Origin of the sequence: Nonomuraea sp. LPB2021202275-12-8 (genome assembly GCF_037044575.1) — a bacterium.
Taxonomy (GTDB): domain Bacteria; phylum Actinomycetota; class Actinomycetes; order Streptosporangiales; family Streptosporangiaceae; genus Nonomuraea.
This window is the reverse complement of sequence record NZ_JBAHWD010000003.1, coordinates 338,984-352,777: the sequence shown is the minus strand read 5'-3', so window position 1 is coordinate 352,777 and position 13,794 is coordinate 338,984. Positions and strand designations below refer to the sequence as shown.

17 protein-coding genes and 1 riboswitch are annotated in these 13,794 nt (G+C 71.2%); of the genes, 7 read left to right on the top strand and 10 right to left on the bottom strand.

Annotation, left to right across the window (positions count from 1 at the left end):
• Positions 1-16: 16 nt before the first annotated feature.
• Positions 17-442, bottom strand: coding sequence for an OsmC family protein (locus V5E28_RS07905; RefSeq protein ID WP_336205741.1), 426 nt, complete (start codon positions 440-442; stop codon positions 17-19).
• A 150-nt stretch (positions 443-592) separates the two neighbouring features.
• On the opposite strand from V5E28_RS07905, the gene V5E28_RS07900 reads away from it, so the two are divergent.
• Both V5E28_RS07900 and V5E28_RS07895 read left to right on the top strand, forming a co-directional pair.
• Complete coding sequence (locus V5E28_RS07900) at positions 593-1,150, top strand: sigma-70 family RNA polymerase sigma factor (protein ID WP_336205740.1); 558 nt, start codon at positions 593-595, stop codon at positions 1,148-1,150.
• Positions 1,150-2,043: a maleylpyruvate isomerase family mycothiol-dependent enzyme gene (locus tag V5E28_RS07895; protein ID WP_336205739.1), complete on the top strand. Its 894-nt coding sequence runs from the start codon at positions 1,150-1,152 to the stop codon at positions 2,041-2,043. Before V5E28_RS07900 ends, V5E28_RS07895 begins: the two co-directional genes overlap by 1 nt.
• Before the next feature lie 7 nt (positions 2,044-2,050).
• On the opposite strand, the gene V5E28_RS07890 is transcribed toward V5E28_RS07895, so the two are convergent.
• A complete protein-coding gene (locus V5E28_RS07890) occupies positions 2,051-3,424 on the bottom strand; it encodes an ankyrin repeat domain-containing protein (RefSeq protein ID WP_336205738.1) in 1,374 nt (457 codons plus the stop codon).
• 157 nt (positions 3,425-3,581) lie between these two features.
• Here V5E28_RS07890 and V5E28_RS07885 point away from each other — a divergent pair, with 157 nt between their 5' ends.
• On the top strand, positions 3,582-4,244 hold the full coding sequence (locus V5E28_RS07885; protein ID WP_336205737.1) for a DUF1707 SHOCT-like domain-containing protein: 663 nt from the start codon (positions 3,582-3,584) through the stop codon (positions 4,242-4,244).
• Between the two features lie 73 nt (positions 4,245-4,317).
• On the opposite strand, the gene V5E28_RS07880 is transcribed toward V5E28_RS07885, so the two are convergent.
• The 5 genes from V5E28_RS07880 to V5E28_RS49465 form a co-directional block, all read right to left on the bottom strand.
• On the bottom strand, positions 4,318-5,094 hold the full coding sequence (locus V5E28_RS07880; protein WP_336205736.1) for a sirohydrochlorin chelatase: 777 nt from the start codon (positions 5,092-5,094) through the stop codon (positions 4,318-4,320).
• 59 nt (positions 5,095-5,153) lie between these two features.
• A complete protein-coding gene (locus V5E28_RS07875; protein WP_336205735.1) occupies positions 5,154-5,882 on the bottom strand; it encodes a phosphoadenylyl-sulfate reductase in 729 nt (242 codons plus the stop codon).
• The gene (locus V5E28_RS49470) at positions 5,879-6,022 is read right to left on the bottom strand and encodes an Insertion element protein (RefSeq protein ID WP_442945786.1); all 144 of its coding nucleotides are present in this window, start codon (positions 6,020-6,022) and stop codon (positions 5,879-5,881) included. The genes V5E28_RS07875 and V5E28_RS49470 overlap by 4 nt, the downstream gene beginning before the upstream one ends.
• Entirely contained in the window at positions 6,019-7,692 is a 1,674-nt protein-coding gene (locus V5E28_RS07870) for a nitrite/sulfite reductase (RefSeq protein ID WP_336205734.1), read from the bottom strand. The genes V5E28_RS49470 and V5E28_RS07870 overlap by 4 nt, the downstream gene beginning before the upstream one ends.
• Positions 7,693-7,795: 103 nt before the next feature.
• A complete protein-coding gene (locus V5E28_RS49465; RefSeq protein ID WP_354532976.1) occupies positions 7,796-7,879 on the bottom strand; it encodes a putative leader peptide in 84 nt (27 codons plus the stop codon).
• A 241-nt stretch (positions 7,880-8,120) separates the two neighbouring features.
• On the opposite strand from V5E28_RS49465, the gene V5E28_RS07865 reads away from it, so the two are divergent.
• The 4 genes from V5E28_RS07865 to glyA all read left to right on the top strand — a co-directional run bounded on the left by V5E28_RS07865 (position 8,121) and on the right by glyA (position 11,707).
• Positions 8,121-8,885, top strand: coding sequence for a TIGR03084 family metal-binding protein (locus V5E28_RS07865; protein ID WP_336205871.1), 765 nt, complete (start codon positions 8,121-8,123; stop codon positions 8,883-8,885).
• A gap of 42 nt (positions 8,886-8,927) precedes the next feature.
• Complete coding sequence (locus tag V5E28_RS07860; protein WP_336205733.1) at positions 8,928-9,323, top strand: YccF domain-containing protein; 396 nt, start codon at positions 8,928-8,930, stop codon at positions 9,321-9,323.
• A 109-nt stretch (positions 9,324-9,432) separates the two neighbouring features.
• The gene (locus tag V5E28_RS07855; protein ID WP_336205732.1) at positions 9,433-10,296 is read left to right on the top strand and encodes a YihY/virulence factor BrkB family protein; all 864 of its coding nucleotides are present in this window, start codon (positions 9,433-9,435) and stop codon (positions 10,294-10,296) included.
• A 52-nt stretch (positions 10,297-10,348) separates the two neighbouring features.
• A riboswitch (ZMP/ZTP riboswitch) is annotated at positions 10,349-10,431 on the top strand.
• A gap of 25 nt (positions 10,432-10,456) precedes the next feature.
• A complete protein-coding gene (glyA, locus tag V5E28_RS07850) occupies positions 10,457-11,707 on the top strand; it encodes a serine hydroxymethyltransferase (RefSeq protein WP_336205731.1) in 1,251 nt (416 codons plus the stop codon).
• Between the two features lie 313 nt (positions 11,708-12,020).
• On the opposite strand, the gene V5E28_RS07845 is transcribed toward glyA, so the two are convergent.
• Genes V5E28_RS07845 through V5E28_RS07835 form a run of 3 tightly spaced genes read right to left on the bottom strand, consistent with a single transcriptional unit; the run spans position 12,021 to position 13,548 of the window.
• A complete protein-coding gene (locus V5E28_RS07845; protein ID WP_336205730.1) occupies positions 12,021-12,290 on the bottom strand; it encodes a hypothetical protein in 270 nt (89 codons plus the stop codon).
• Positions 12,287-13,003, bottom strand: coding sequence for an anti-sigma factor family protein (locus V5E28_RS07840; RefSeq protein WP_336205729.1), 717 nt, complete (start codon positions 13,001-13,003; stop codon positions 12,287-12,289). Before V5E28_RS07840 ends, V5E28_RS07845 begins: the two co-directional genes overlap by 4 nt.
• Positions 13,000-13,548, bottom strand: a complete 549-nt coding sequence (locus tag V5E28_RS07835) for a sigma-70 family RNA polymerase sigma factor (protein WP_336205728.1) — start codon at positions 13,546-13,548, stop codon at positions 13,000-13,002. The genes V5E28_RS07840 and V5E28_RS07835 overlap by 4 nt, the downstream gene beginning before the upstream one ends.
• Positions 13,549-13,794 lie beyond the last annotated feature (246 nt).

Genomic DNA, 13,794 nt, shown 5'->3' with positions numbered 1-13,794 from the left:
TGCGATCGCGCTCCCGCTAGAGCAGTTCGGCGTTCAAAGTGATCGTCGTGCCCGCCAGAGCCTTGCTGACCGGGCAGTTCGCCTTCGCGGTCTCAGCGGCCTGCTGGAACTGCTCGGCGCTGATGCCGGGCACCTGGCCCTTCACGGTGAGCACGATGCCCGTGATGCCCTCGCCGGGCTGGAAGGTGACGTCCGCACTGGTCTGCAGCGACTCGGGCGGGGTGCCCGCGCCCGCGAGACCGTGCGAGAGCGCCATGGAGAAGCACGAGGAGTGGGCCGCCGCGATGAGCTCCTCGGGCGAGGTCTTGCCGTTGGCGGCCTCGGCCCTGGACGGCCAGGAGACCTCGAAGGTCCCGACACCGGAGGTGTCGAGGGAAACGGTGCCCGAGCCGTCGAGCAGGGCGCCCTTCCACTGGGTGGTGGCAGTGCGGGTGGTGGCCATGCGAGTGCTCCTTCTGCTTAGTGGACTTCCGACATTATCTCGGTCCGACAAAGTGTCGGCGCTCCGACATCCGTCTGCCCTTTTCCGGCGAATAGTGACATGCTCGGGTCGCGGCGCACTCGCCGCCTAGGTCCGGATCACGGGAGTGTGGTGCCAGTGGAGGCACCGTACGACGACCGTCTGCTGCACCAGCGGGTGGTCGGCGGCGACGAGGCCGCGCTCGGAGAGATCTACGATCGGCTCTCCTCGCTGATCTTCGGTCTGTCTTTGCGTGTCACCAGGGACCGTGTGATCGCCGAGGACATAACGCAGGAGGTGTTCCTGGTCTTCTGGGAACGCCCGCTGGCCTACGACCCCGAACGGGGCACGCTGCGGGCCTGGCTCGCCACGATCGCGCACCGGCGCGCGGTCGACCACGTGCGGGCGGAGGAACGCCGGCGTGTCTCGGTGCTGGGGCCCCGGCTCTTCGAGCGGGAGCCTGACAGGCTGGAGGACAAGGTGCTCGCCGCCGACGAGGCGCAGCGGGTGCGGCAGGCCGTCACGGAGCTGCCCGACAGCCTGCGCCAGGTCGTGGAGCTGGCCTATTTCGGGGGCAGGACCTACCGGCAGGTAGGCGAGGAGTTAGGCGTGCCGGAGGGCACGGCCAAGTCGCGCATCCGGCTGGCGTTGCGCCGGCTGGCCGACGCGCTGGCACAGGAAGAGGTGTGATGGACCCGCTCGAGCGTCTGTACCTGGACGCGCTGCTGGACGAACCGGCGGAGCCGAAGCTCTCGCTGCGGCCGCAACTGCTGGCCGGGGCGAGGGCGCGGCGCAGGCCGGCGGCTCCCACGGCCGACTGGGCCCGGCCGTACGCCGGTCGCGTCGCCGCCCTGGACGCGCTGCTGGCCGCTGCCGTCGACGACGACTGGTCCCGGGGCATCGTCGAAGGCTGGACGCTGCAGGAGCTCGTCGCGCACCTGGCCGCCAAGGACGGCCTGCTCGCGGCGTCGGTCGGCGCGCCCGTGCTCGGCCCCGAACTCATCGCCACCGACTCGGCGACCCGCACGGCCGACGTGCAGTCCTACGAGCGGGCGCGCGATCCCGAGCAGACGCGCAGGGACTGGCGGGCCCAGGCGGACGCCCTCTGCCGCCACCTGGCGAACCTGCCCGCCTCCGCCCCCGCCGCCCTCGACGGCCTGAACGCCCCCGTGATGGACCACATCCTGGCCAGGGCCCTGGAGACGTGGATCCACACCGACGACGCCGCTCGCACGGCCCGCCTCCGCCTGCCGCACCCGATCCCCGAGCACATCCATCCCACCGCGGACATGTGCGCCAGGCTGCTGCCGTGGACGATGCTCCTGTCCGGGCACGACGGGTCGGGCCGCACGCTCCTGCTGGAGCTCACGGGCCCGGGCGGCGGCGAATGGCATCTCGCGCTCGGCGTGGAGGACGGCCCGGCCTCAGGCGAGCCGGACGCCCGCATCACGGCGGACGTGGTCGGCTTCTGCTTCCTGCTGGGCGGGCGCGGCGACCCGGAGACGTTCGAGGCCGCCGTGGCGGGCGACCTCGCACTGGCGCGCGACGTCCTCACCACGGCGCCCGCGCTCTCCGGCCCCTGACCGCGGGTCAGGGCTCGGTCACCAGCTCCTTGTCGTAGGGGTCGTCGGACTCCGCCAGGACCCGCTTGGCGCCCTGCTCGGCCCGCGCGTCGCCGCGCCGGGCGAGCCCGCGGGTGGCCTCGGCGACCGTACGCAGGTCGCTGTCGTCGAGCCGGGCGGCGAGCGCCTCCCTGATCTCCGGCGTGTCGGCCTCCAGCCCGGCCAGCCCCGCCGTCGCCCAGTCACGGACCTCGTCCTCGGCGTCGCGCGTCATGTCGACCAGCAGGGCCAGGCCGCCGGCGTGGTCCGGCGGCAGCACGTCCGCCAGTGCGATCGCGTCGGTCATCGTGCGCTTGTGGCCGGGGCGGCCGATGATGTCCAGAACCTGCGGCAGGGCCCGCGCATCGCCCTGGTGGCCGAGCCCGGCCAGGACCGAGCGGAGCACCTGGGGGTTGCCCTCGGTGGTGGTCATCTTCTGCAGCAGCGGGAGCGTGCGGTCGAGGTACGGCTTGTCGTCGTCGGTGAAGCCGAACTGGGCGATGGCGTCCACCCCGAACTCGCGCTCCCTGGCGTCCTCGCTCAGGCACAGCTGGGCCAGGGCCTCGTAGGTCTCGTCGTCGGACCGCTTGGCCAGCGTGTCGGCCACCGCCCACCAGGTCTCGGCGTCCTCGTCGACGTCGCGGTGCGCCAGGGCGCGGGCCACGAGCCGATCGACCGGCGTGAAGACGTCCGTGGCCTCCTCCAGCAGGGTCGCGATCGCGGCGTGGCCGCGCTGGGCCTGCACCTGCTCGCTCTGCGATCCGTCGGCCGAACGGCCCGCCACGGTGACCAGCTCGGTGCCGTCCTTGGCGTACTGCCGGGCCACCACGTACTCCCAGCCGTCCTGCTCGATCTGGTCGAGCAGCGCGCTCTCCAGGTGCACGCCCACCCAGTCGGCCGCGATGTCGAGCGGGGTGTCGCCGTCGCCGTCGTACCGGCGCGGGTCGGCGCCGCCCGCCAGCAGCTCGCGCACGACGCCGAGGGCGCCGCGCCTGGCGGCCAGCGACAGGGGCGTGTCGCCGCCGTCGTTGGCCGCGTCCACGTCGGCCCCGGCCTCGATCAGCAGCCTGGCGGTGTCGGCGTTGCCGTTGGCGGCGGCCCAGAGCAGCGCGGTCCAGCCGCCGCCCTCCCTGCCGTCCACCTCGGCGCCGGCGGCCAGCAGCGCCTCGGCGACCTCGACCCGGTCCGTGGCCGCCGCCGCGCACAGCGGCAGGCCGCCGTCCCCGGTGTCGCCCCCGGTGCCGCCCGCCGCGTCTTCCGCGGCCTCGCTGGCCCGGTTGGGGTCGGCACCCTGGGCGAGCAGCTCGCTCACCGTCTCCGACTCGCCGTTCAACGCCGCCCGGTAGAGCTGTTCCTCATGCATGAAAGGGACCCTAGCCTGGCCCGGCCGCGCCGCGGGACCAGGCTGGGCCCTGTGTCCTGGTACGCGGCGCCTCCCGCAGGGGTTCAATCCGTTCGATTGATGATGATTCCTCCCATAGGAGGAGCAGGTAAGCCGGTAAACGCGATATGTTGCGAGTATGACTGACCCTGGGGAGGTTAGAGCCTCCGACGCCGAGCGCGAGGCCGTCGTGGAGCAGCTCCGCGAGGCCTCGGTGGAAGGCAGGCTCACGCTGGCCGAGCTCACCGACCGCACCGAGGCCGCCTACACCGCCACCACGCACGCCGAGCTCACCCTGCTCACGCAGGACCTGCCCGCGGGAGCGGCCCCCGCGCCGGTCCGGCCGTCCGAGGGCGGCAAGCGGCGCTGGTTCGTGGGCATCATGGGCGACACCAAGCGGCGCGGCACCTGGCGGATCGACCAGGAGCTCGGCGCGGTCGCCGTGATGGGCGACGTGCTGCTGGACCTGCGTGAGGCCGAGGTCCGCACGGACACGATCGAGATCCTGGCCGTCTCGGTCATGGGCGACGTCAAGATCATCGTCCCCGACGGCGTCAACGTCGACCTCGACGGCATGGCGATCATGGGTGACAAGCGCGTCGACGTGCAGGAGGCGGCGCCGGGCACGCAAGCGCCGGTCGTCAGGGTGCGCGCCTACGCGGTGATGGGCGACGTCAAGGTGCTCGGCGACTCGCGCGCCAAGCCGCTCCAGCGCCGTTGGGCGGCCTGGCGGGAGCACTGGCGCGAGCTGCACGGCGAGGACTGGCGCGACAGCGGCCGCTCGATCGAGCGCGGCCACTGACGCGACGGATCCGGGGCGTCCTCGCGGTCGCCCCGGACCCGGGCGTGTTCGACCTGTGCCGGGGCCGGCCGAGCTACGACGCCACCACGCCCGCCGGGCTCATCAGGGCCGCCTCGTAGCGCTCCAGCAGCACCCGGGCGATCTCCGGCGCCGGCCCGAGCACGTCCGCGACCACGTCCGCGCCCGCATCGAGGGTGGTGCGGCGCACCTTGTCGGCGAAGTAGCCGGGAGCCAGCAGGTAGGGGGCGACTGCCACCCGCGGCGCGCCGGCCCGCCTGAGCCGGGCGACCGCCTGCTCGGGCGTGGGAGCCGCGGCGGAGGCGTAGGCGGCCGTCACCGCCCACCACCCGCGCCCGCCCAGCGTGGCCCCGCGGAGGCCGACCGGCAGGGACCGGCCCGCCGCGGGGGCGCGGCGGCTCCAGGAGCGAGCCATGTCGGTGATCACCGCGTTCGCGCGGGCGTCGCTGGAGCCGGCCGCGACCAGGACGACCGCGGTGTCCGGATCACCCGGCGTGACGCCCGCCTCGGCCAGCCGCCGCGTCAGGGTGGCCGTCAGCAACGGGTGCGGGCCGAGCGTCGCGCCGTAGCGCACGCGCAGCCGCGGCTCGCGCGCCCTGGCCTCGTTGAGCGCCGCGGGCAGGTCCACCCTGCTGTGGTACGCCTCAGTCAGCAGCAGCGGCAGCACCACGGCCTCCTCCAGGCCGTTCAGCGCCTGGGCGAGCGTCGGCGTCGAGTGGTCGAGGTAGGCGGTGCGCACCTCAAGCCACGGGCGGGCGCGCCGTACCTCGTCCAGCAGCGCCTCCACGGTCGCGGCGGCGCGCGGATCGCGAGACCCGTGAGCCACCGCCACCAGCGGAACTCGGCCCTGGCCCGCCCCGTCTGCCAACGGGGCGGGCCACCGGCTGGGAGTTACAGGTGAATGCCGCATTCGACCTTCCCCAGCCCCGCCCAGCGTCCGCTGCGCGGATCCTCGCCCTCGGCGACCTGGCGGGTGCAGGGACCGCAGCCGATCGAGGGATAGTTGTCGTAGTGCAACGGGTTGATCAGCACGCCGTTGTCGGCCATGTAGTTGTCGACGTCGTCCTGGGTCCACGCGGCGATCGGGTTGACCTTGACCATCTGCCGCTTGGCGTCCCACTCCACGACCTTGGTGCCGGTGCGGCTGGAGGACTCGTCGCGGCGGATGCCGGAGATCCACGCCAGGTAGGGCTCCAGGGCCCGGTTGAGCGGCTCCACCTTGCGCAGGAAGCAGCACAGGTCCGGGTTGCGGCCGAACAGGCGCGGGCCGAGCTCGCGGTCCTGCTCCTCGACCGTGCGCGACGGCTTGACGTTGATCACATTGACGTCGTAGACCTGCTGGACCGCGTCACGCGTGCCGACCGTCTCGGCGAAGTGATAGCCGGTGTCGATGAACAGCACGTCCACGCCCGGCTTGACCCGGCTGACCAGATCGATGAGCAGCGCGTCGCTCATCGAGGAGGTCAGGCAGAGCCGATCGCCGAAAGTGGCCGCGGCCCAGCGGATGATCTCGCGGGCGGAGGCGTCCTCAAGGAAGATCGCGGCAGACTCGACGATGTCCTGCAGGTCGAGCGTGCTCCGCTGCTGCCCCAATCCGACCTCGATGTCGACGAGCGTCATATGTTCACTCCGATTCCGAGAAATTTCAGCTTGAAGGCGCGAGCGCAGGACCGGCAGTACCAGCCGCCGTCGCCCTCGTAAGGCTCCAGATCCTCGTCTCCGCAGTAGGGGCAGTGGAACGGGACGGCCCGGGTGGTCATTTCAGGTCCGCCTCGTCCGCGCGCTGCACCCAGTCGGCGAAGCTCTCGCCTTCCTTCTTCTGGTCGTCGTAGTGCGTCACGACGCGCTCCACGTAATCGGGCAGCGCCTCGGCGGTGGTCTTGAGGCCGCGCACCTTCCTGCCGAAGCCCGAGTTGACGCCGAGGGAGCCGCCCAGGTGGATCTGGAAGCCCTCGACCTGCTTGCCGTTCTCGTCCAGGACGAGCTGGCCCTTGAGACCGATGTCGGCGGTCTGGATGCGGGCGCAGGAGTTGGGGCAGCCGTTGACGTTGATGGTGAGCGGCTCGTCGAACGTCGGCAGCCGCCTCTCCAGCTCGTCGATGAGGTCGGAGGCGGTGGCCTTGGTCTCGACGATGGCCAGCTTGCAGAACTCGATGCCGGTGCAGGCCATCGTCTGGCGGCGGAACGTGGACGGCTTGACCCTCAGGTCGGCGGCCTCCAGCTCGGCCACGAGCGAGTCGACCTGATCGGCGGCGACGTCCAGGATGACCATCTTCTGCTCGACCGTGGTGCGGACCCGGCCGGAGCCGTGCCGCTCGGCGATGTCGGCGATCGCGTGCAGCTTGTCGCCGTCGAGGCGGCCGACTCTGGGCGCGAAGCCCACGTAGAAGTCGCCGTCCTTCTGCGGGTAGACGCCGACGTGGTCGCGGCGGCTGCCGCGCGGCAGCTCGGGCGCCGGGCCGTCGGGCAGCGCCTCCTTGAGGTATTCGGTCTCCAGCACCTCGCGGAACTTCTCCGCGCCCCAGTCGTTGACCAGGAACTTCAGCCGCGCCCTGTGCCGCAGCCGGCGGTAGCCGTAGTCGCGGAAGATCCCGATCACCCCGGCCCAGACGTCACTCGCCTGCTCGGGCCGGACGAACACGCCCAGGCGCTTGGCCAGCATCGGGTTGGTCGACAGCCCGCCGCCGACCCAGAGGTCGTAGCCCTGCTCGCCCCGCTCGTTCGTCACGCCCACGAACGCCACGTCGTTGATCTCGTGCACGGTGCAGTGCGCCGGGCAGCCGCTGACCGCGGTCTTGAACTTGCGCGGCAGGTTGGAGAAGGCCGGGTCGCCGATGAACCGCTCGTTGATCTCGGTGATCTCGGCGCTGCCGTCGAACACCTCCTCGGCGTCGATCCCGGCCAGCGGGCAGCCCAGGATCACCCGCGGGGTGTCGCCGCACGCCTCGGTCGTCGACAGGCCCACGGCCTCCAGCCGCTCCCAGATGTCGGGCACCGACTCGATCTCGATCCAGTGCAGCTGCACGTTCTGCCGGTCGGTCAGGTCGGCGGTGCCCCTGGCGTAGTCGTTGGCGATGCCGGCGATCGTCCGGAGCTGGCGCAGGTCGAGTTGCCCGCCGTCGATGCGCACCCGCAGCATGAAGTAGCGGTCGTCGAGCTCCTCCGGCTCCAGGATCGCCGTCTTGCCGCCGTCGATGCCGGGCTTGCGCTGCGTGTAGAGGCCGTACCAGCGCATCCTGCCCCGGAGGTCGGCGGGGTCGATCGAGTCGAAGCCCTGCTTGGAGTAGACGTCGATGATCCGCTGGCGGACGTTGAGCCCGTCGTCGTTCTTCTTGTTCTCTTCGTTCTTGTTGAGCGGCTCCCGGTAACCGAGAGCCCACTGACCTTCGCCGCGCGGGCGCTTGTGATGCCGGCTGGCAGGGGTGCTCATTGCGCGTCCTTCTGATTCATGGGCGCGCGCAGCGTTCCTCCTGCCTCGTCATCGAGTGCAGGGAACAGAGAGATGCGACGCGCTCAGCGGTAAAGATTGGCGGTTAGCGGGCGTCGCAACAGATGGCACTGCGGACACGCAGAAGGTCGACGTGGCGTCGACCTACGAGCATGGGGTCCGCTGGCATACCTCGAAGATACTCCGGCGATCCGGTATGTCCAAGACCGGGTCCACAGTCTGGGACGGATCACCCCTGGCGCGGCCAATCCAGCTCGGACTCCTTCGGCTGCTCAGGGGGCTGATGCTGGCAGTCGCACCAGGAGCCGCCCCGGCACTCCTCGTGGCGTCGTTCCTTGCAGCTCTCACAGATCACACCTGCATTATTCTCCTGGAACAATGTTCGGGTTAGGCTTTCGGCCGTGGATCTCATGGCCGAACTCCTCGACGACGTGCGTGCCGAAACCGCCTCGTTCGAGACCCTCCTGGCCCCGCTTCGCCCCGAGGACTGGGAGTTGCCCACGCCCGCCGAGGGGTGGGCCGTCCGCGACCAGGTGAGCCATCTGGCCTGGTTCGACGACGCCGCCTGCACGGCGGTGACGGACCCGGCCGCCTTCCAGGCCATCCTGGCCGGCGTCACGTCCGTCGACGAGCTGGCCATGCAGGCGAGGGGGCTGTCGCCGGGAGAGTTGCGCGACTGGTTCGGAACCGCGCGGGCCCGGTTCGTCGACACGCTCACCCCGCTCGACCCCCGCACCCGGCTGCCCTGGTACGGGACCGAGATGTCGGCGGCCTCCTTCGTCACCGCCCGGCTGATGGAGACCTGGGCGCACGGACAGGACGTCGCCGACGCGACCGGCGTCACCAGGAAGCCCACCGACCGGCTGCGGCACGTGGCGCGCATCGGGTTAATGGCCATGCCCTACTCCTTCGCCGTGCGCGGCCTGCCGGCCCCGGACCGGCCGGTGCGGGCCGAGCTCGCCATGCCCGGCGGCGGGAAGTGGACGGCGGGCCCGCCGGACGCCGCCGACGTGGTGCGCGGCCCGATGCTCGACTTCTGCCTCGCCGTCACGCAGCGGATCAACGTGGCCGACACCGCCCTGGAGATCACCGGGGAGACGGCGCGCGACTGGATGCGGATCGCGCAGGCGTTCGCCGGTCCGCCGGGACAGGGCCGGGCGCCACGATCCGGGTGATCCCTGATGATCGACGGCGCCGGGTGGTGACATGCTGTGAGCATGCGCACCCTGCTGAACGTCATCTGGCTCGTCTTCGCCGGGATCTGGCTGGCCATCGGCTATGCCCTGGCGGGCGTGATCTGCTGCATCCTGATCATCACGATCCCGTTCGGGGTCGCCTCGTTCCGCATCGCCGCCTACGCGCTGTGGCCGTTCGGCAGGACCGTGGTGCGCGACCCGGACGCCGGGGTGTTCTCGCTGCTGGGCAACATCATCTGGTGCGTCGTGGCCGGCATCTGGCTGGCCATCGGGCACGTGGTCACGTCCATCCCGCTGTTCATCTCGATCATCGGCATCCCGATGGGCGTGGCCAACATCAAGATGATCCCCGTGTCGCTGCTGCCGCTCGGCGCACGCATCGTCGACAACGACCAGGGCAGGACATCAGGGACGTAAGCTGTCCCGGAGAGTCACTGCGAAAACGTTGGGTGCCATGACGTCCACGGATGCGCCTAACCGGTCCAAGAGGCGAATCGTCTCTCACGCCCGGCACGGGCTGAGCTGGGTGCGCGACACGAAGCTGTGGGCGACGATCCGCGCGACCACGAACGCCGGGGTGGCCTACCGGGTCACCGGCCTGGCGGGGGAGGCGGCGTTCTTCGCGCTGCTGTCGCTGCCGCCGTTCGTGCTGGGGCTGATCGGCGTGCTGGCCAAACTCGGCACCTGGCTCGGCAGGCAGCAGGTGCGCGAGGTCGAGCTCTGGGTCATCGACCGCGCCGGCCTGCTCTTCACCGAGGACACGATCACCGGCGTGGTCCGGCCCCTCCTGACCGACGTGCTGAGGGACGACGCCGGCAAGGTGTCGATCATCTCGCTCGGCTTCCTGCTGTCGCTCTGGTCGGGCTCGCGGGCGCTGTACGTCTACGTCGACCTCATCTCCGTCGCCTACGGGCTGGGCGAGGAGCGCGGCATCATCCGCACCCGGCTGATGTCCTTCGGCCTGTACGTGATCGGCCTGGTCATCGGCATCATCGTGATGCCCATCCTGGTCATCGGCCCGACCCTGCTCAAGGGCGTGGTGCCGGAGCAGTACAGCCCCCTGATCGAGCTGCTCTACTGGCCGGTCGTGATCGTCGGCTCGGTGCTCTTCCTGACCGTGCTCTACCACGTGAGCGTGCCGCTGCGGACCAAGTGGTGGCGGGAGCTGCCCGGCGCCGTCCTGGCCCTGTTCCTGTGGATCCTCTGCGCCGCCGTGCTGCGGGCCGTGCTGGCCGCCTGGTTCTCGCCCGTCTCGGTCTACGGCTCGCTGGCCGCGCCCATCGCGGTGCTCCTGTGGCTCTACATCACCGCCCTGGCCGTGCTCATCGGCGCGATACTCAACGCCGAGGTCGACCGGCTCTGGGGCGGCGTGGGGCGTGCGCAACTCTAGCCGTCCCGCATGGCCGTCGCCGAGCGGAGCGGGGCCGCACTTCCGATATCGTCAATGACGTCGCGACTGGCGCATTGGGTGGGATCGACCACCGGGGAGCGAAAGGAGCGGAGGCCGTGCGCCTGGGTCTTCGCAGGACGTCAATGATGACAGGAGAGTCATGAGTTCTCTCGCTAGCGTCGACCCGCAGATCGCCGAGCTCATCCAGGCGGAGGAGCGCCGCCAGGCCGACACCGTCAAGCTGATCGCCTCGGAGAACTACGTCTCCAAGGCCGTGCTCGAAGCCACCGGCACCGTCCTGACCAACAAATACTCCGAGGGCTACGCCGGCAAGCGCTACTACGAGGGCCAGCAGGTCATCGACCAGATCGAGACCGTCGCCATCGACCGGGCCAAGGCGCTGTTCGGCGTCAACCACGCCAACGTGCAGCCCTACTCCGGCTCGCCCGCCAACCTGGCCATCTACATGGCGTTCCTGCAGCCCGGCGACACCGTGCTGGGCATGGGCCTGCCGTTCGGCGGCCACCTCACGCACGGCTGGTCGGTCTCGGCCACCGGCAAGTGGTTCAACCCGGTCCGCTACGGCGTCCGCCAGGACACCGGCCGGATCGACCTCGACCAGGTCAGGGAGCTCGCCCTGGAGCACCGGCCGAAGCTCATCTTCTGCGGCGGCACCGCCATCCCGCGGACCATCGACTTCGAGGGCTTCGCCGCCATCGCCCGCGAGGTGGGCGCCGTCCTGGCCGCCGACATCGCGCACATCGCCGGCCTCGTCGCCGGGGGCGCGCACCCCTCGCCCGTGGGGCACGCCGACGTCATCTCCACCACCACCCACAAGACGCTGCGCGGCCCGCGCGGCGCGATGCTCATGGCCACCAGCGACGAGCACGCCACAGCGCTCAACAAGGCCGTCTTCCCCGGCCTGCAGGGCGGCCCGCACAACCACACCACCGCGGCCATCGCCGTGGCGCTGCGCGAGGCCTCGACCGAGGAGTTCAAGGCCTACGCCCACCAGGTGGTGGCCAACGCCAAGGCGCTGGCCGAGGAGCTCTCCTCGCGCGGCTTCGACCTGGTCTCCGGCGGCACCGACAACCACCTGATCCTGCTCGACCTCACGCCCAAGGGCATCGGCGGCAAGCCCGCCGCCAAGGCGCTCGACCGGGCCGGCCTGGAGACCAACTACAACACCGTCCCGTTCGACACCCGCAAGCCGTTCGACCCGTCGGGCATCCGCATCGGCACCCCGTCCGTCACCTCGCGCGGCATGCGGGAGGCGGAGATGCGGCAGATCGGCGCCTGGATGGACGAGGTCGTCACGGCCCTGTCCAAGGGCGACGCCGAGGACGTCATCGCGCGCGTCCACCACGAGGTCAGCGAGCTGACCGCGCAGTTCCCGGCGCCGGGTCTGTAAGCACCCGTCGCGCGATCCTCAACGCTACGCCCCGCCGCACGGGCTCTATGTGCGGCGGGGCGTCGTCGCGTCCGGAGTGGGCCGGATACCCCGGGGCGACGGTGACCGGCATGTCCCCTGCCATGCCGGTCACGTACCGGAGGGGTTCTAGCAAGCCGTACGGGGGCCGGGTCGCGCGGGGTTCAATCCGCGGCCAAGATTCTTTGTCGCCCAGCTCCGAGGCCGTACGAGGTGCCGTGATCGCCTTTGTCGTTCGAGGCCGCCGACGCCCGCGCGTCACACCCGCAGGTGCCGACGATGCCTGGGGCTTCGACTACGCGTGAAAGGCGGGAGCGTTGGCCCGGCTGACGGCTGACGGCTGACGGCTGATGACGGGTACGAGGTCACCGCCGCCCGACGGAGAGCCGGACGGGAGCGCCGCGCGCGGCAGGTCGTTCGGGGGCGCCTGCAAGGAGTCCATCTGCCGGCGCCCGAGACCTGCCTGCGGTGGCAGGTGGACGCCGGGCCGGTGGCGGATCCGGTGGCAGACCCCATGGCTGACCCGGTGGTCCTCCCACCACCGGGTGGGAGGACTCGACGTCACACGTCGACGGTGAGCAGGTTGCGGCCCGCCGTGGTGAGGACCTCGAAGCGGTCGATCCGGTCGATCGGCAGGGCCGCCGCGCCGTGCATGTAGAGCGGGCCGGGGGAGCCGGGGACGCCGTAGCCCGGGGTCGGGACGGCCCAGCCCATCATGACGCGGCGCTCGCCGTTCCTGCCGACCGCCACCAGCTCGCACTCGAGCGGGCCCGCGACACCCGACAGTTTGAGCGCCGCGTGGGTGCCCCAGGCCTTCGACTCCAGCACCAGCCCGCCGCTCACCCCGTCGGCGCCGACGCCGGCCACGGGCGTGCCCATCTCGTAGAACTGCTCGGCGGGTCCGAGCTGCGTGCCGTGCGCCATCGCCGGCGGCGCCGCGCTCTGGCCGCCGAGCTGGGTGCCGATCGTGAGCCCGCCCGCCACCAGCGTGACCGCGGCCGCGACGCCGATCAGGAACGTGTTCCTTCGCGTGCGCCGGTCGACGGCCTGCTTGCGGCGAAGCAGATCGATCACCTCGGCCGGCTCCTCGTGAAGAGGGGGATCGTCCTCCACGGGCCCGATCCCGGTCAGCGCGCTGGCGACCCCCGCCAGCTCCGACAGCTCCACCGCGCAGGACCGGCAGTGGGAGAGATGCGCCTCGAAGGCTCGCCTGTCGTCGTCCTCCAGCAGGCCCAGGGCGTAGGCGCCCACGTCGGTGTGTTCCACTCTCGAGGTCACGCCGTCACCCCCCTCTCCTCCAGCGCGACCCGCAGGGCGCGGACCGCGTAGTAGACCCGGGACTTCACGGTGCCCACGGGAATGCCCAGCGCCTCGGCGGCGTCGTTGACCGACCGGTCCCGCAGGATCGTCTCGTTGAGGATCTCGCGGTGGGCCGGTGACAGCGCCTTGAGCGCCTCGGACACGACCACCTGGTGCAGGAGCCCCTCCATCTCGTCGGGCACGGGCAGGCTCTCCAGCGGCCCGTCACCCAGCTCCTGAGGGCGGGCTTCCCGTCGCCGCCGGTCATCGATCACGATACGTCTGGCGACCGTCGCGAGCCAGGGCATGAGCGAGTTCGCGTCCGGGTCGAGCCGCTCGGCGCTGCGCCAGGCCCGGATCATGGTCTCCTGTACGACGTCTTCCGCCCACTGCCGATCACCCGCGGTGAGGCGGATCACGAAGGAGAGCAGGGGCCGGTGGTACTGCCGGTAGAGCGCCGACACGACCACTTCGGGGTCGGGTCGTACGCGCCTCATCCAGTGCCGTAACCGCGGCTTGCCCATGGGGGCTGCTCCCTCGGCCGAGGGTGGGGGATACGTGCTCAGTCGCATCATTCCCCTTTCTCGAGTCCGTCGGCAGGAAGTACGGCCGGCGTCCCCGTCAGGGTTCAACCGGCCGGGCGGAAGAGGACCGAAAAACCGGATTGCGTCCCCCCGGACAGGTGCGTAGAGTCGCGGAAGCGAACGGATCGAGGAGGTGGGGACCATGCGGACTGTCGTGTTCGGCGTGCCGTCCATCAACCTCCGGGT